Annotated in this window: 12 protein-coding genes; 1 reads left to right on the forward strand and 11 read right to left on the reverse strand. The window is 46.6% G+C overall.

The genetic code is table 11. From position 1 onward, the window contains the following. Positions 1 to 48: 48 nt before the first annotated feature. The 10 genes from NXH67_RS13395 to nudC all read right to left on the reverse strand — a co-directional run bounded on the left by NXH67_RS13395 (position 49) and on the right by nudC (position 15,102). Positions 49 to 3,036 carry a glycoside hydrolase family 3 N-terminal domain-containing protein gene (locus NXH67_RS13395; RefSeq protein WP_272797689.1) on the reverse strand — a complete coding sequence of 996 codons (2,988 nt, stop codon included), beginning with the start codon at positions 3,034 to 3,036 and terminating at the stop codon, positions 49 to 51. Between the two features lie 27 nt (positions 3,037 to 3,063). Beyond that, positions 3,064 to 4,068, reverse strand: a complete 1,005-nt coding sequence (locus NXH67_RS13400) for a DUF3089 domain-containing protein (protein ID WP_272797690.1) — start codon at positions 4,066 to 4,068, stop codon at positions 3,064 to 3,066. A 126-nt stretch (positions 4,069 to 4,194) separates the two neighbouring features. Beyond that, the gene (locus tag NXH67_RS13405; protein WP_272797691.1) at positions 4,195 to 5,010 is read right to left on the reverse strand and encodes a nitroreductase family protein; all 816 of its coding nucleotides are present in this window, start codon (positions 5,008 to 5,010) and stop codon (positions 4,195 to 4,197) included. Positions 5,011 to 5,110: 100 nt separating this feature from the next. Further along, positions 5,111 to 6,451 (reverse strand): MATE family efflux transporter, encoded by a 1,341-nt coding sequence (locus tag NXH67_RS13410; RefSeq protein ID WP_081644346.1) that lies wholly within the window; start codon positions 6,449 to 6,451, stop codon positions 5,111 to 5,113. 117 nt (positions 6,452 to 6,568) lie between these two features. After that, on the reverse strand, positions 6,569 to 6,814 hold the full coding sequence (locus NXH67_RS13415) for a hypothetical protein (protein WP_022779127.1): 246 nt from the start codon (positions 6,812 to 6,814) through the stop codon (positions 6,569 to 6,571). 33 nt (positions 6,815 to 6,847) lie between these two features. Then, positions 6,848 to 8,998 (reverse strand): ATP-dependent helicase, encoded by a 2,151-nt coding sequence (locus tag NXH67_RS13420; RefSeq protein ID WP_272797692.1) that lies wholly within the window; start codon positions 8,996 to 8,998, stop codon positions 6,848 to 6,850. A gap of 60 nt (positions 8,999 to 9,058) precedes the next feature. Further along, a complete protein-coding gene (locus NXH67_RS13425; RefSeq protein ID WP_272797693.1) occupies positions 9,059 to 10,552 on the reverse strand; it encodes a GH39 family glycosyl hydrolase in 1,494 nt (497 codons plus the stop codon). A gap of 125 nt (positions 10,553 to 10,677) precedes the next feature. Continuing rightward, positions 10,678 to 12,699 (reverse strand): hypothetical protein, encoded by a 2,022-nt coding sequence (locus tag NXH67_RS13430; protein ID WP_272797694.1) that lies wholly within the window; start codon positions 12,697 to 12,699, stop codon positions 10,678 to 10,680. A gap of 91 nt (positions 12,700 to 12,790) precedes the next feature. Beyond that, complete coding sequence (locus NXH67_RS13435; RefSeq protein WP_272797695.1) at positions 12,791 to 14,260, reverse strand: PrsW family glutamic-type intramembrane protease; 1,470 nt, start codon at positions 14,258 to 14,260, stop codon at positions 12,791 to 12,793. A 23-nt stretch (positions 14,261 to 14,283) separates the two neighbouring features. Beyond that, complete coding sequence (nudC, locus tag NXH67_RS13440) at positions 14,284 to 15,102, reverse strand: NAD(+) diphosphatase (protein ID WP_272797696.1); 819 nt, start codon at positions 15,100 to 15,102, stop codon at positions 14,284 to 14,286. Positions 15,103 to 15,376: 274 nt separating this feature from the next. On the opposite strand from nudC, the gene NXH67_RS13445 reads away from it, so the two are divergent. Beyond that, positions 15,377 to 16,387: a tyrosine-type recombinase/integrase gene (locus NXH67_RS13445; protein WP_272797697.1), complete on the forward strand. Its 1,011-nt coding sequence runs from the start codon at positions 15,377 to 15,379 to the stop codon at positions 16,385 to 16,387. Positions 16,388 to 16,397: 10 nt separating this feature from the next. On the opposite strand, the gene NXH67_RS13450 is transcribed toward NXH67_RS13445, so the two are convergent. Then, positions 16,398 to 17,429: a pyridoxal phosphate-dependent aminotransferase gene (locus NXH67_RS13450; RefSeq protein WP_272797698.1), complete on the reverse strand. Its 1,032-nt coding sequence runs from the start codon at positions 17,427 to 17,429 to the stop codon at positions 16,398 to 16,400. Position 17,430 lies beyond the last annotated feature (1 nt).

Raw genomic sequence — 17,430 nt, forward strand, 5'->3', positions numbered from 1 at the left:
AGGGCCGAGTCAATACCCCGGTCTTAAGTTTTTTAAATTTTCTTTACCTCAGTTGCCGCTCTTATAGAGTATATTTTCGGTAAAACGGTAGGAATCGTCAAGCTCGGGAAGGTTAACAGGAAGAGTTCCCGTCACGTTGCCGTCGCCAAAGCAGGCCATCAGCGCTACCGCAAGGTTGGGGGCATAGGCACTGCCTGCCCCGGACTCAGGCGGAATCTGCGTCATTGCACCTGAATTGTAGGACAGCAAAATAGCGTCTGCGTCAGTAAACCTCGCCGCATCGTAGGGAAGCTGACAGGAGATAAGGATAACCTTTTTGCCGTCTTCATGGAGACTGTCGATAATATTGTCAAAAACGCCGGAGGATATGCCCTCTTCATTCGTTGGATCAAGGTTTTCTTTCTGATACATTCTGTGAACAAGAATGCAGTGATCTGCTGCCTTGGCGGCATCGATGCAGGCTGCTGCATTCTCAGCGTCATTTTTCATTACAACTATCTGAGAATCGTCCCCATAGACTTCCTGCTCCTTCAGCATCTGCTTCACCAGTTCGCCGGTACCTATGCGGCTTGCGCAGCTGTCGGAGAAGAGTATCAGTGTGGACTCTCCCTCTGAAATTTTTACGGGAAAAGCGTCATTCTCATTCTTAAGGAGTGTAAGAGCCTTCTTAGCCATATCCCAGGCCACCTGACGGTTCTCACTGCTACCTACGCCTGCCTTAGCAGTGGCAAGACGCTCCTCCGATGCATTATCTGCATAATCTCCAAGAAGTCCATACTTTTGCTTCAGCGTCAGTATCCTTCTTACAGAATCATCGATGGTATCTTCGGAGATCCTGCCCTCCTTAGCAAGTTTCTTGGCTGTCTCGATCATTTCATGAACCTGCTCAAATTCCGCCATATTATGTATGGGCGGAAGCATAATAAGGTCCGCTCCGGCATTAATTGTCATGAGCATAACATCTTCCGGTGCAAAATTGTCCGATATTGCCTTCATATCCAGGGCATCAGTAACAATGACCCCCTTGAAGCCCATTTCACCCTTCAGAATGTCCGTAAGTATCCTGTGACTCATGGTGGCAGGAATGTATACCTCTTCGCCTGTGGAAATCGATGTGTAGGTCTGCGTCTCAATCTCCGGATACTGGATATGGGCAGTCATGACCATGTCCGCCCCGGCATCAATGGCACTCTTGAAAGGTATAAGCTCATTTTCTTTTAGCTGATCCAAACTAAGATCAATTCTGGGAAAACCTGTATGCGAGTCGGTATCTGTATTTCCATGCCCGGGGAAATGCTTAAGGGAGGAAATAACACCGTTTTCATGAAGACCTTTCATATACGAAACAGCATACTCAGAAACAACCTCCGGTGAATCGGAAAAAGAGCGCACTCCAATAACGGGGTTGTTGGGATTATTATTGATATCCACAACGGGAGCAAAATCCATATTTATTCCAAGAAGAGCCAGCTCCTTGCCGTAGATCCCCGCCATTTTCCCGGCATTTTCCGGATCTCCGGTGGCTGCAAGGGCCATATTTCCAACTCCTGTGGTTCCAAAGCTCACACGAGCTACACTTCCGCCCTCCTGATCAACTGCTATGAATAAGGGCAACCTTGAAGCAGCCTGCATATCTGAGATCAGATTCATTGTCTGCTCTGCGTCTACGAAGTTTTCTCCGAAAAGCAGTACTCCGCCATAGCCATATTGCTTAAAATACTCCGCCATGGTCTGATTTACAGAGGTCACATTGATGGCCTCTGTGCTTGCTTCTTCGCCGTTTTCTGCCGAAGTATCCTCCATTTTACGGAAGGAAACCAGCATCATCTGCTCTATCTTTTCATCTAGTGTCCACTGACCAAGGAGCCTTTCGACATCATCCTGCACTCCACAGGTAAGTGTGAAATTATCAGCGTTAACATTAAGCTCTGCCATCTCTCCCATAAGAAGCGGATAGTTGATGTCGCCGTGTCCCGCAGGAAATCCAAAGGCCACGGGAACATTGATATCAGCCAAAAACTGCCTTGTTATCATATCCGCAACGGATTCGAACTTGCCGCCTCGGCTGCTGCCACTGTAATCACCAAGGTCCGTTGGAAGCTCCGCCCACTCTCCAAATACGATGCCGGCTGCGTTATCAAGTACTCCGTTGTGCTTCAGCACCGTAAGATATCTGTGAATATGCTGAACATTCTCCCCCACATCCTCCAGGAACAGAATATAGGGCTTCCCTGTCCTGGTGCAGTCATAGGCTGAATCCAACACAGCGGTTAAAGTGGCCAGATTTCCTCCGATCAGAACTCCCTTAGCCGTTCCCTCTATGCCAAGTTCATCCTTTTCACAGGTATAGGAAGGCATTTCCCCTTCCAATATCTTCTCTGTCGCTTCGAAACAGCTATCGGGAAGCCCGTTAAAGGTTCCGCTCATGCAGGAATGAATTGAAGGAATGCCTGCTGTAGTCCAGGCAGAATGGTAGACTGTAATATCACTGTAGCCGATTATAAGCTTCTGAGCATCCTTAATCTTCTCCTTAGGCAGCGCATCTGCCACCTCTGAGGCACCGTACCCTCCACGGACGCAGAAAATTGCCTTTATTTCCGGATCCTCCAGAGCCCAGGTCAGATCTTCCATAACATCATCAAGGCTCCTGGTCTCATCGCATACGTGCTTACCTTCAACAGGTTCGTACCCCCAGTCCTTCAGTCCCTGAATTGTGGAATCTGTCTGTTCCCTGCTTGGAAGCGCAGAAGGTGAGATCACAGCAATTTTATCCCCTTTTTCAAGGAAAATGCTGCTGTTCTCACCTTCATAGTCTCTGTATTCTACTTTGGTCTCTGTATCTTCTCCCTCGTTTATAAGGACCTGTTCATTACCCTGAGCACCGAAAGCTCCCTGTGTCTTGGTATTATCCTGTGCTGCGGTATTATTCCGGGACGCAGTACCATCCGATACTGTGCCACTATCCTTTTTTCCGCAGGATACGACCGTAGTCATCAGAACAATAGCCATCAAAAAAGAAATCACACGTTTTTTCATCTTTTCCCCCTCCAAACTTAAGGCAGATCAGGCCGCATTACTAGCATTCTTACTCTTTATAAAGCTCGCTGTGCGCTTTTTTACATTTTCCTGAAGATTAACAAAGAAAAGGAAGTTGTCGTAGAGATGAAGGCTTCCCTCAGGGAATAGGGACAGTCCTGCCGGATAATCCTTTGTATCAATTCCGGTCACTATAAGAGAACCCTTGGCAGGGTCTATATAAGCACCGTATTTGCCAACTTCCACCTTGGTTATGGCACCGGTCTTGGAGTCCTGTCCTACAGAGCCTTTGTTCAGGGACTTGTCTGCCACCCGGCTGTCAGTTCTCCAGTTCAGCGGATTAATAGACAGGGCTTTGTCCTTACTGCTGATGGTTATGGACTCCTGTACATTTCCATCCTCACACTCGTAGCTTATCACAACTCCGGTGTCAGTCTCACCCTTGGCGGGAACAATCTGAGGATATTTGCTGACCATATCCTCCGTCATTCTCCAGCCGATCGCATAAACGGCTATAAGATTGGCTCGAAGGCTCACTGCCCTCTCACTATCACCTCCATAGTATTCCTCCAGGAGTCTGTAGCACATATCTGCGCCCTGTGAAAAACCGGCAAGGATCAATGGTCTGCCATTATTTTTGTGTTCAAGGTAATATTTGAAAGCAGCGGACACATCCTTATAGGCATTGGCAAAAACCTGCTCTTTGGCGGCCGTATCCTCCATGGAATAGGCCTTAAGCGCTGCCTGCCTGTAGTAAGGAGCATAGATTCTGGCAGTCTCGGCATAGATAGCCTGCTGCTGATTCATAGCATATCTGAATATTTTCTTGTATTCCGGGGTTATGGCGCAATTGCCCTCGCTTCGCGTATCCACTGAAGGTGCCACCATAAATACGTCCACCTCATTCTCAGGATATGCCCCGTCATACAACCAGTTATCAGCGAGCGAATAGTCCAGAGGACTTGTAAAAGGAAGCACCCGTGCAGCCTTGGACTCAATACTCATGGGACCGGACATAATCATAATAAACATAATAACGGCAGATAGTAAAAAAGTGAGTTTTCTCTTCATACATTTAATCTCCTTAAACGTTATATACTCTACAATTTTACCATCTGCCGATATGCAAATTTCTTAAATTAGTATAAAAAGAGGGACTTAAAATGAATATGTAGCCACATAGTCCACACCCTCAGGGGCCTTTACAGCCGGAGCTTCAAAGGAAAGCACAGGCTTTCTCATCTCTGAAACAAGCTGGCTCTCAAAATGATACAGGGCAATTCCAAGATCGATCTTCTGAAGATCGTAATCAGGTGTCATATAGCCCTTGTCATGCTTCTCATAGAAATGAGCCTTTTGGCCCTCTACTACTACTCTCCAGGGCTGCTTGTTTACAGCAGAAGGAGCTACTCTTACCGCCTCGAGATCATCGAAAAGGCCATGTTCCTTGGCATACTGCTCAGTCATTGGAGTCTCAAAATTGCCTACATAAAACAGCTCTTCGAACTTAAGTCTTGAATCCGCCTTGACACCCTTTCTCATAACTGCCTCTTTTACAGACATCTTCCTGGCAGTCTTGCCCAGAGGACTCATACAGGGCATTATCTCGCCCTCTGCAAGGCCTGTAGCCTGCTCGAACTTCTCTCTTGGCATTGTTCCGCCGATCCATACTGTACCAAGTCCCATCTCATGGGCCTTCATAAGGAGCTTCTCAAAGCTGTAACCGTAAGCTTCCTCAGCGTGCTCACCCCTGGCAACAACGCCGCTGACATAGCACTTCTCTCCTGTGAGAACAGGACTTGAGAGCTTGTGGTCATCTGCATCAAGGAATTCGAATCTGACCTTGATACCGAAGGGATTGGATGCCTCTTCGGCGTACTGTTTAAGCTCCTTAAGAGTCTCCTCGGGGAGCGAATTTCCATCAAATGATCTTACACTTCTTCTGGTTTTAGCCAGTTCAACAAAGCTTTTCATTTTAAACCTCTTTCTTCAAAAAGCAAAAACAACAGTCGGATATGATTATAACATCATTTATATTTTATTCAATTACATTGTTCGCAATTTCAAAAACTGTTCACAATTTTCTCTTATAGCTCAAGTACCTTAGCCATGCCGTGAGGCCGCTTATAGACCAGACAATACCAACGGACCACCAGATTCCCCAAAGGCCTATGGCAGCGATCCCTGTCAGCATCACAGGAACAAAAAATCTTCCGATAACCTCCACTATACCGTTCAAAAGTGCGAAGAAAGAGTCGCCAAGCCCGTTGAGGACACCTCTAATAACATAGATAAGTCCCAGCATTGCATAGAAAACGCTTGTTATTCTAAGTGCCTTGGCTCCCATCACAATAACAGCTTCATCCTCAACAAAAATGCGGATTATCAGCTCACCAAACAGCTGCATGACAGGCAGCATAAGCACGGAAAAGACCGCCATGAGCACAAGGCTCGTCCTATACCCCGCAAAGATCCTGTCCTTCTTGTTAGCTCCGTAATTCTGCCCGGTATATGTGGACAGGGCTGCGCCAAGGGTCTGATAGGGCTGATGAATGATCTGCTCGATCCTGCTGGTGGCGGTAAATGCGGCAACTGCCACTTTTCCGAAGGAGTTAACAACCTTCTGAAGCGCCATACAGGATATCGCTATCAGTGAAAACTGCAGAGACAGCGGGATTCCCAGCCTTAGAACCTTAAGGGATATACAGGAATTGAACTTAAGGTCCTCCCTGGACATTTTGAAATATTCATTTTTCCTTATGGCATAAAGCATGCAGCTGATGCCGGATACCAGCTGTGATATAGCCGTAGCTATGCCGGCTCCCGCAACACCTGTGTGGAGACCGCATACAAACAGCACATCCAGCGCCGTATTGAGAATACAGGAAAAAATAAGAAAATAAAGAGGTGTCTTGGAGTCTCCAAGAGCCCTCAGCATTGAAGAAGCGTAGTTATACAGTGAGACAAACACAAGACTTACGCACATAATGCGCATGTAAATAACCGCATCCCTCATGATCTCCGCGGGAGTATCAAGAAGAGCCAGAATAGGCGCGGTAAGCAGAAAAGCCAGCGCTCCCACCACTAAGGGGAACACCAGCATTATATATCCGGTATTGGAAATACAGCTCCTTATCTCTTTGTCATTTCCTTTGCCGAAGAACTGGGAGGTTATGATTCCTCCGCCGCTTCCAATACCGTTACACAGGGCAAAAAACAAAAAGGTCACCGAGCCTGTTGCTCCAATAGCCGCCAGGGCATCAGCTCCCACAAACTGTCCCACTATAACAGAATCCACCAGGTTATACAGCTGCTGAAAAAGATTGCCGATAAGCATGGGGATTGAAAAGCGTATTATCAGGGAAAGTGGGCTTCCCTCAGTCATATTCAGTACTGCAGACTTTTGTTCATTCATTTCCATTATCCTTATATTTCTTAAAATCCATCAAAACACTTATACGATTTTAACCCTGCATGTCAATAATAGAAATTCATTTTCTGTCGCCTGAAGCATCATTTTTTGTCATTATTCTCAGCCGAATTTCTTCTTGCTGTAGGCCCGCAGGGCAAAGCTTATGCACACCGCCGCTACTGCGATAACAAGGCAGGTATACAGCACCGGCCTAAGAAGCGTTGCATACAAACTCGGATCAAAAATCCCCTCCCTGTGGAGCTTCACAGAATAATAGATCCAGTAAATCGTCGAAGCAAGTGCTGTGATCCACAGACATACACGTACCGCAAAGATGATCATTACTTCTTTTCTTGTTTTTTTCATACCTTACCTCACCTGCCTTTTGGCTATATAACCTCACTCGGAGGCAATCCTCATTCCCATGGCGAAAGCAACGGGGAACACAAATATCCTCTCTTCGCCGTCGTCAAACCTCACTATGAACTTCGTCGGGATCTCGTCATCGTCATAATTAACGTCGACGATAGTTCCGGAGCCGTATTTCTCCTGTTTGATCCTCTCGCCGATGATAAGCTGTTGTGCCAGATCCTCTTCATTCACCACAGTAGCTGCGTTCTTTTTCTTCAGAAGAGGTGTCACCATCGTCTGCTTAGCACCTTTCCTCGGTCTTGGCTCTGCTGCCGCTTTCTTCTTGTCCTTATGGGTCAGCTCCTTGAGGAACACGGAAGACTTGTCATCATACTTAAATATGGACAGCTTCTCCTTAGCCCTGGTCATTCCAACGTAGAAGATCCTTCTCTCCTCCTCGAAGTCCCGAATCTCCTGCGGCGTGGCCTTCTCAAGCTTTTTTACCACCTTACTTGGGAAAACACCGTTTACCACATCCATAAGGATAACCGAATCGTACTCAAGCCCCTTACTGGAATGGATTGTTGAAAGAATGAACTTAGAGCTGTAATCAGGCTCTTTTTCCGTGATAATGAACCTTAATTCCTCAAGCCTCTCCAGGAAGGAAGGGATAGTCTTCTCGTTCTTTGCCAGCATTTTCAGGATAAAAAGCTTGTTGCTGTCCATGTTGTTGGAATCCAGGTATTCTCCGTAGCCCATGTAGTTCTCAAGCCTGTTGATTGCCTTATAGGGGCTCTCGGAAGCCATGTTCCTGAAATGGGTTCGCAGCGACCTGCAGTTAGCAAGAACCCTCTTGTGTATATCAATACTCTCCGCCGCATCCAGAATTCCCGAATGATCCCTGTCGGCGATAAGGCACATAGCCTCAGCGTCGGGCTTTCGCAGATATGCCTGGAACTTGAAGTATATCTTCATAAACAGCTCCGGATCTGCAGGAGATAGCGCAAACTTCAGCATATTTGTCACATCCACCACAACTCTGTGGGTAAAAAAGGCCATGTCTGCGCTCTTGATCCTGTAGGGAACCTGCTCCCTCTCCAGAATATCCACAAGCGGCAGAATACTCTCGTTGTCTCTGTACAGCACCGCCGTCTGCCTGTCTGTTTCCCTGGCCACCTTAAGCAGATACTTGTACTGGCCCTCACGGCTCTCAAGACCAAGGAGACTAATATCACTTCCTGATGCCTTGTCAGCACACATATGCTTCTCATGGCGGCTCTTGTTGCTCTGGATAAAATAGTCAGCAGCCATCACGATATTGGCATTGGACCTGTAGTTTCTGTCCATAACAAGCACCTTTGCCCCGGGGTGCTCCTTCTCGAAATTAAGAAGAGCATCGGGATATGCAGCGCGGAAACCATAGATACTCTGGTCCTCATCGCCCACCATGAAGAGATTCCCCTTTTCTCCCGATAAAAGAGATATTATCATATGCTGAATCTTGGAGGTATCCTGGGCCTCATCGACACAGATATATCGATATTTGTTGCGGTAAAATTCAAGCAGATCTTTGGAACCCTTGAGCATCCTGTAGGCATATATCATCTGATCGTCGTAGTCCATTAGACTACGTGCCTTCAATTCGCTGTTATAAGCCTCATATATGGGCTGAAGTTCAATCCCCTGATCTTTACCCAGCTTATTGATTTCATCCTTCGTAAGGCACATATTTTTGCAATATGTGATAAGTGTACGAAGCGTCTTGATATCACTCTCTGTAGGATAATCCTTCATCACTCTGACATATATATCGCTAAGGAGCTTACCTGTCAGCTTCTCATCTGTAACAAGTTCAAAGGAGCTCTTGCCGATGATCCTGCCGTAATGGGCTATGACCTTGGCGCAGATTCCGTTGATGGTCCTAAACTCCAGCCTTCCTGCCATCTCGGAGCCAAAAAGCTTCTGAAACCTCTCGGCCATGTCCCTGGTGGCGGAAATTGTATAGGTCAGCGTCAATATATGCTCCGGAGCAATTTCCTTGCAATACAGCATATACCCCAGCCTGTTCACAAGAACCGTCGTCTTGCCGCTTCCCGGTACCGCCAATAACAGAACCGGTCCCTCCACGGTCTTAACTGCTTCGAGCTGACTGTCATTCAGCCCGGAGCCGTATTTGTCAAAAAAATCCTGTTCTATCATCAATAACTATCGTTATTCCTTCGTAATTACTTCATTTGTTCCCGCTACTACGCTATTCTCTCAGAAAAATGAGATTACCTTGTCATAGTCATAGCCACGGTCCGGAGTGTAATTTCTCTTATTGAGTGTAAAATACACTACTCCGTGCTTTTTAACGCATGCGGTAACAGTCACATGGCCATTATCTGCCTTGATCACATCACTTCCAACAGCCGGATAAGCTGCGCTCTTAATTAGCTGAGTCTCTTCAGTGGTCGGATAAGCAGGCTCTCCTATATCGTGCCATACTTTCAGAGGATTGCAGCAGGTCTCATCAACTGTTTTGGTGACAAGAGCATATTCACCCTCAGCTCCGCCCAACAAATATTCACGCTTAATCTCTGTCTCGCCTATGTTCCACACAATTCCAGCATAGCCGTTCTCATTTTTGACAATAACGCAGTTATCATCCCTGTGGACACATTCGCTGCCAAAAACCTTAAGCTGCTTATAGAAATAGAAGGTCCAGAAGCTCGGCTTAGGAATATTTCCTGCTGCCACCATTCCAAAACCGCCGTGGAACAGCGAATCCGGAACTCCCTGCTCCTCGAACACATCTCCGAAGGTCCAGTAGGAATAGGCTTCGTTCACATCTCCAAGCCTTGACAGCTGTCTTGCAAGGTACGCTGCGTTGATATTGGTGTCGTGAATGACACCCTTGGGAGTGTAAGAAGTACTGAACTCAGTCAGATGGATCGGCGTATTCTTAAACTCCTCGAAAGAGTCCACAATATCCCTTGTGGACTGAAGGTTTGCAAATCTCATCTCTGAATCTTCCAATTTGGAATAATCGTAATGCCCTATTCTCTCAGGAAATTCCACGCAGTAGTGATGCCTTGTGATCCTGTCGGGGCGGATTCCCTCTTTTTGACAGAACTTAAGGAAGCTCTCTATCCACTCAGCGTCCTTAACTCCGCAGATAGCAGGTCCTCCCACCATATAGCGGCTGTCATAGGCTTTGATGGCCAAAAAGGTCTCCTTGAAGAGTTTGAAGTACTCCTCCATGTCCGCCTTGTACCAGAATCCCGGAAGATTGGGCTCGTTCCACACCTCGATGGGCCAGGTCACGGTCTCTTCGCCGTAGCGTTTCTTAAGATGCTGCAAAAGAGCAATGACCATATCCGTCCACTTCTTGTAATCCTTGGGCGGAGTGGTGTTTCCCTTCCAGTAAAAGATTGTCTGGGTTCCGCTGGCCAGCTGCCCCGGCATGAAGCCAAGCTCAAGGTAAGGGCGGATTCCCAGCTTGAGGTAGCTGTCAAATATCCTGTCTATATAAGTATAGTTGTACTCAACCTTAGTCTCGCCATCTTCTTCATACTCATGATAGATTGAAACATCATCTGAAAAAAGGCCGTGACCTCTTATATAGGAAAATCCGATCATTTTCTGAACGAATTCAAGCTCCTTTAAGTATTCCTCGGTAAGGGCCAGTCCCAGACGTCCCGTTCCCACGCAGTAATCCACGTTGTTGCGAAAGGTGGCCCTGTTGTCAGGATCAACAATAATCTTTTCCATACTCATTTTTCTGCAATTCCCCCGATATTTTTATGTGTCTTAACTATAACATGCCCCTCGAAACGTAGGCGGCGATACATGCAAACGAACCACCACCCAGGTCCCGAGGGGACAATAATTACTTTTTAGTAATCAAGAAGCCTGTTTCCGAAGGTTATATCTGTCTTGTAGGTATAACTTCTTCCGTTTTTCCTCTCACTGGCCTTGTAGTTGGCTGTAACAGTGCCCTTCTTCAAGGTAACGGAGGTATTATCGTCTATTGTTATTTTGCCGAGATCCTTCATGGTCTCAGTGTGCATGATGGTGACAAGTTTCTTCTTAATATCCTCTTTGTTCTCGGCGTAATTGGTAAATACATTGATGAAACCTGTAACAGTAACATTGCAGGTACCGTCGTCATTGAGCCTGCACTGTACGTCAATGGAAACATCACCGTCACCAAAGTCGTGGTACCACCAGGAATCATAGGTGGAGGTTGACTCGGTACTTCTCATCTGGCCCTTGGTAGAAGTCCAGACTCCGCATATATCCAGCCATTTCTGATTGGACTCAAGCTTGGAGATAAGACCGGATACAGAAATATCGTTATAGGCTGTGTCCTCGGGAAGTGCCTTCAACGCCTCAAGTGCGGCATTAAGATAGCCCTCGTCCATCTTCTCCTTGGCCTTCATCATCGAACATGCATTGGCCATGTTCTCGGAATCCTTGTAATCACCTGCGCTGGCAAAAAGTCCCCTTGCGGAATCATACTGCCTTGCGGCAAACATCTGAGTTCCGGCTTCATATTTACATTCCTTGTACTTTTCATCAGCATCAAGAGTATCCCCTGCTGCCTTGAAGTACGTGGAAGCATCATCGTAATCTTTTGCTTCGTAGCACACCATTCCTTCGGCATAAGCTTTGTACTGATTGCGCTCAGCATCTTCCACACCGCTGAAGATTTCTGCAGCATCGGCATATTCGCCATTTTGGGTAAGTTCTTCTCCCATGGCAATGATCTGGTCTGTGGAATCCTTATAGCCGTCAGCCTTGACAAATTCTTCCTTGGCAGCCGTGTAGTCACCGGACTTCTTATATTTCATGCCCTTCTCATAGTGACATTCCCTGGCAAGTTCCTTGGAATCGGAGTAACTGCCGGTCTGTTCCAGTTCCTTGAGTGCTGTATCGTAATCTGATTCAGCCATAGCCTTTTGAGCCTCCTCATAATGGATACAAACCTCAGCCTCCTTCATCTTCTCAGGGGCATCTTCATAATCACCGGCAGCCTCAAAGTATTCCACCGCCTGTTCGTAATTGCCCTCTTTAAAAGCAGCTTCACCTTTGCCGTACTTGGTTGAAGGAAGGCCTGAATACACGTAGAAACCAATACCTGCTGCAGCGATAAGCGCTACTACGACAATACCTGCAATAAGACCGGTATTTTTCTTCTGCCCCTTACCATTCATCATAGCTTCCATGGCTGTTGACGGCGGGTTCACAGGCATATTGAAGGTAGGATCTTCCATCTGACCACTCTGACCTAAGCTGTTACCCATCATGGGGTCATTGCCGATAGCACCGTTTCCATATGGCGTATCGTTCATCCAGGTGTTATTCACAGGACCGTTGTTCATAGGATCATTGTTCATGGGGCCATTATTCATGGGACCATTATTCATACTACCACTATCCATGGCGCCATAATTCATCGAGCCGTTATAGCCCTGCATTCCCTGGCCATATATTTCTGCGCCCTGCACTCCGGCTCCCGGCATTTCCATGGCCGGAGCCTCATTGTTCATTGGCTGCACGTAAGGACCTTCACTGTATGGTGTTTCCACGTTAGGGGTCTCCATACCTGGTGCGTCCGTACTTGCTGTATCCATATCTGGTACTTCAGTGCCGGGTATTTCCATACCGGGTACTTCCATATTGGGCGCATCCATGATAGGGGGTTCCATGTCAGGTGTTTCCATACCGGGCGCATCCATATTAGGTACTTCCACATCAGGAACTTCCGTTGCCTGTACGTCAGCAGGTGCGTCAGTAGGTGCATCAGTAGCTACAGGCTCTGCAATCGGAGCTGCCGCTTCAAGAAGGCGTGTTCCGCACTTTACGCAGAAAAAATTCCCTTCTTCATTGTCATATCCGCAATTAGGGCAAATCATTAATTAAATCCTCTGTTTCATCTGTTTTTTATTAACACAATAAGCGATATTTTAACTTTATTCTGCTTATTTCACAAGTCTTGACATACTATTATACCGGCTTGTCCTCATGGGCAAATTCCTTGATACTCTTATAGGCACTGACATTCATAACGCACATGATTCCTGCCTCGGCAAAAAGGAAAAGAATAATGAAAATGGTGTTTGGAATCTTGGATGCCAGCATAAGAGCCGCATCGTAGAAGCCATGGAATAAAACAGCTATTGCAATACCCCTGCGCCTCAACTTGCCTGCGCCGATTTTATCTCCCCTGTTCTCCAGAGCCTTGGCCTGTCCGTAATAATATCCCATATATATTCCAAAAATGCAGTGTCCGGGGAAAGCAGATCTTGTAAACGCAAGGCCCGCATCGGAACCTATCATATACAGCAAGTTCTCACTCAGCTCAAAGCCAAGCGCAACAGTGGTGGAATAAACAACTCCGTCAAAGCGGTAATTGAACGCCGGATGTTTCCAGGTAATAAGCCGCAGCGCAGCATATTTACAACATTCCTCAGTCAACGCCGCCACTATGAAGGCATCCATTACAGTGAAAATAATGGACCCTCGGACTGCAATAAAGTCCAGCACAATGTCAAGCACCGAACCGATCATTATTACAACAACAGGGACCGCCAGACCACCGGCAAAAAACAGACCTACCAGCAGCGGGATCGGCTCAGGCTCGATCTTGTCAAGCCTATAGATCAGTACCAGAAGAGTAATACCCTGAATTATCGGAATAATGCAGGCAAGCGCTACGTTACCTCCATGAACAAAATATGCGGAGAGCAGCATACCAACTGTAAGTATCGCAATCACAACCATAGGGAGCTTGCGGACATAGAAAGTGTCCTTCTGCCCTGCATAATCGTAAGTCTGTGTGGAATAGCCATAGTTCTGGGCTGCATAGTTATTGTTCTGAGCCGTATAGCCCGTATTCTGCGCCGCATAACTATTGCCGGGCATCTGATAGTTATTTTGAACCGTATTGTACTGCGCTGAAGTTGCGTTACCGTAATTCTGAGCCGCACCGTAACTACTCTGAGCCGCACCGTAACTACTCTGAGCTGCTCCATAATTATTCTGAGCGGTTCCATAACTATACTGAGAAGCACCATAACTATTCTGAGCTGTGCCATAGCTATTCTGGGCTGCTCCGTAACCATTCTGAGCTGTGCCATAAATATTCCGGGCTGCTCCGTAGCTATTCTGAGCTGCTCCGTAATTATTCCGGGCTGCTCCATAGCCATTCTGAGCTGTGCCATAGCTATTCTGAGCTGCTCCATAACCGCTCTGGGGCGCGCCATAACTGCTCTGCCCCTGAGTCTGGGCATTATTTGCTGCAGTATACGGATTCTGCCACTGAGCCTGTGCTGTTGCCGCATAGGTATTAGTCTGCGGCGTAGCGGTATTCATCTGACCTGCACCGGCATTCATCTGCTCAGGTGCCTTGGCACCGCAGGTTGAGCAGTAGGGTGAACCCGGAGTGATCTCACTTCCACAATTAGAACAAATCAATTTTCATTCCTCCCTGACAACAATTATCTTTTCCCCTCTTTAAAAATCCCCATCATTTCGTTAGTAAGACTTAAATTATTGGGCTGGAGCACTATATCCTCTCTCTTAACCCATTCAGCGTATTTCAGCTCATTTTCATCCCTGTGTATCTCATCGTCCCCATCGGCCTCGCAGAAAAATCCTGTAAGAATGTCCTGAGCCATGCCCCAGGGCTGAGATTTATAATAACGGATGTTTTTTACACGGATCCCTGTCTCTTCCATAACTTCCCTTGCAACGGTCTCCTCGAGAGTCTCCCCAATCTCGGTGAATCCTGCCACAAGTGCATTGTGAGCATAGCCTCTGTTGTATCTCGTTATCAGAAGGCTGTCTCCCTTGGTTACTCCCACAATCACTGCGGGATTGATCCTGGGATAGATAATATTGCCGCATTCAGGACACGTAAGCGCCCTTTCCGTCCTGCTGTGTATGAGCTTTTGTCCGCATTTTCCGCAAAAATGGTTATCTTCGTACCATCTCCAGAGATGATAAGCCGTAAATATCGCAAATACATCCTTGCCCTCGAACCTATCTCTGGCATCACGTATTGAGTAATATTCACAACCCTCTTTTTCTGAAAAAGAGTCCTCCCGAACCAGGAAGAACCGCCTGTCATCCAACGAAAACAGGTATATTCCCTCTGCTGCCTCACAGTCCTTCCCTAACGGAAACAAACTTTCCTCCCGGCCGGTATAAAGAAGAATCTTACCATCGCGGTTAAAGGCAACAGCATAGTCCATATCTCCCATTTCACAGTCGATATATTCATTTCTAAGCCTACTGGGAAATATATCCTGGATCATGTTTTTGCCTCCGAATTTTTTATTCCAAAAAAATTTACTACCTAAATTTAATATGTTTTAGGTAGTAAATCAATAGTCACAATTTGCTTATTTTTTTGTTTTAAAAAGCGCCCTTTCTGACAGCCCTCAGAGCATCTGACTGAATGTCCTGATTGTAGGAAAGCTGTTTGGCAGAAGGTTTTTTAAATGAAAAAATCATAATTAAAAAATTCATGTTTTTGAGGGTTTTTTGTGGTATATTGGTTATTAGTTATGCGAAAGATGGGGTGAAAAAATGATTATCAATAATAACACCATAGAATACAAAGAAAAGCTTGAAATTCAGTATAATCAGCGCATGGATACCCTGCTGACCGAGCTCCCTTCCTACTGCCGAGAATACGAAGTCTTCGTAAGGGACAGGAATTCCCTCAAGACCCGTATGGAATATGTCTTCGACATCTACAACTTTTTCAAATATCTGGTCAAAAAACTCCCTGAAGTCAAGACCGTAAGCGATGTTACGCCCAAAGTCCTGGAAAACCTTAATGTCTCTGATTTTGACAACTATCTGAGCTGGCTCTCCGACTACAAATTTGATGATAAGGATGACAACGAGAAGGCCAAGACCAACAGTCCCGCCTCCAAGAAGAGAAAAATAATGTCCATCAAGTCACTGTACAGTTTCCTGAGCTCCAAAGGCTATATTTATGCCAATCCTTCACTGGAAGTCACTATTCCCAAGATAGCCAAAAAGCCCAAGGAAGCCATCGCTATTCTGACCACAGATCAGTGTGACAAACTCCTCAAGGTCATTGACGCAGATATTACCAAGGCTAAAAACAAGATATCCCAGACCTCCACAGTAAAGCAGACTCCCAAGGATCTCATGCGTCCCCACTTAGGAATACGTGACAAAGCAATAGTCCTTCTGATCCTGGACACGGGCCTTAGGGTTTCGGAGCTCTGCGCCATCAACTGCGGCAATATTTCCTTTAATCCGGGATATATCGATGTGATAAGACAGGGAGACGGTGATGTGATAAGAACCTCGGACAGAGTCTACCCCTCTCTCCGGGTCATGGATATTCTCAAGCACTACATGTACGATGCCAGAGACAATATCGGCGCCAACGAAGACAATTTTGACGCCCTGTTCCTTAGCTCCATCCACAGACGTATTACCCCAAGATCCGTGGAGCTCATGGTCAAAAAATACGGAAGCGAAGCCCTTGGCAGTGACGTTCACGTAGATCCAAGAGTCCTCAGGGCAACGGCCTGTGACAAAATGGAGACTGTAAAATAATGTTATCCGATCAGAATATATCAGGCAGAATCCTACTTCCCGCCACGGATATGCGATAATAGCCCTTGGACAGCCCTTCAAAATTAGAGCAGTCCCTTATCAGAACTTTTTTATCAAAAAGATTATTGTAAAGGTCGTCCTCTGTCCTGACTAAAACATAGCAGGTATCGGAAGGATAGACCTTTATTTTTCTGCTTTCCAGAAACTTTGCCAGCTCCTGTCTGCGGTCAGCTATAATCTCCTTGGATAATGCGACATAATCAGTGTCAACGATATATTTTGCACAGGCCCGGCCCGCCTCCAGCGCAAAAACTGACATGTTCCACTCGGGAACACAGGCCTTAAGTCTGTCGATATTCTCGCAAGCACCCATACAATAGCCGATCCTCACTCCGGGAATGCCAAAGAGCTTGGTATAGGCATTTACGATGAACAGATTCGGAATGTCCTTAAGGTATCTTACAGCACTCTCTGCTCCATCGCTAAGATGAAGGAAACACTCATCAATAAGAACCGCTGCGCCCACCGATGCACATTTTTGCAGGACTGTATCAAGTACCTGCCCCGGAATTGCCCTTCCCGTGGGATTGTTGGGATTGGTCAGGATCACAAGATCAGTATCTTCCTTTATCTCCCGGGCAAAATCATCTGTAAGGGCATAGTCCTCCTCTTCCCTCAGCCTGTATTCCCTGATATTAACGCCCTCCAGAGCCTTAAGTCCGTGTCTGTAGCCATAGAATCCCGGCACGGGAAGCACCACGTTTTTGGGGGTTATAAGCCTTATTATGGCGAAGATAAGCTCCGAAGCACCATTTCCTCCAAGAATGTTATCTGCGGTCAAAAATGAGCACTTAACAAGCTTATTTTCCGCCTCTGCCACCGCGCACCTGAAATCCCTCTGGGCGATGTCAGGATATTTTCCCACATCGCCTATCGCCCGCTCCAAAGAAGCCCTTATCTCCTTAGGACAGGGATTGGGATTGAGGTTGACCGAGAGGTCGTATTCAATTGTCTTTCCGTATATATCTCCGCCGTGTATCACT

It is taken from the genome of Butyrivibrio sp. DSM 10294, assembly GCF_028539135.1.
GTDB lineage: Bacteria > Bacillota > Clostridia > Lachnospirales > Lachnospiraceae > Butyrivibrio.

What these genes read in the sequence shown, in the direction of transcription:
- NXH67_RS13395 (WP_272797689.1), bottom strand. Translation starts at nt 3,036, where the DNA reads ATGAAAAAACGTGTGATTTCTTTTTTGATGGCTATTGTTCTGATGACT.
- NXH67_RS13400 (WP_272797690.1), bottom strand. Translation starts at nt 4,068, where the DNA reads ATGTTTATTATGATTATGTCCGGTCCCATGAGTATTGAGTCCAAGGCT.
- NXH67_RS13405 (WP_272797691.1), bottom strand. Translation starts at nt 5,010, where the DNA reads ATGAAAAGCTTTGTTGAACTGGCTAAAACCAGAAGAAGTGTAAGATCA.
- NXH67_RS13410 (WP_081644346.1), bottom strand. Translation starts at nt 6,451, where the DNA reads ATGAATGAACAAAAGTCTGCAGTACTGAATATGACTGAGGGAAGCCCA.
- NXH67_RS13415 (WP_022779127.1), bottom strand. Translation starts at nt 6,814, where the DNA reads ATGAAAAAAACAAGAAAAGAAGTAATGATCATCTTTGCGGTACGTGTA.
- NXH67_RS13420 (WP_272797692.1), bottom strand. Translation starts at nt 8,998, where the DNA reads ATGATAGAACAGGATTTTTTTGACAAATACGGCTCCGGGCTGAATGAC.
- NXH67_RS13425 (WP_272797693.1), bottom strand. Translation starts at nt 10,552, where the DNA reads ATGGAAAAGATTATTGTTGATCCTGACAACAGGGCCACCTTTCGCAAC.
- NXH67_RS13430 (WP_272797694.1), bottom strand. Translation starts at nt 12,699, where the DNA reads ATGATTTGCCCTAATTGCGGATATGACAATGAAGAAGGGAATTTTTTC.
- nudC (WP_272797696.1), bottom strand. Translation starts at nt 15,102, where the DNA reads ATGATCCAGGATATATTTCCCAGTAGGCTTAGAAATGAATATATCGAC.
- NXH67_RS13445 (WP_272797697.1), top strand. Translation starts at nt 15,377, where the DNA reads ATGATTATCAATAATAACACCATAGAATACAAAGAAAAGCTTGAAATT.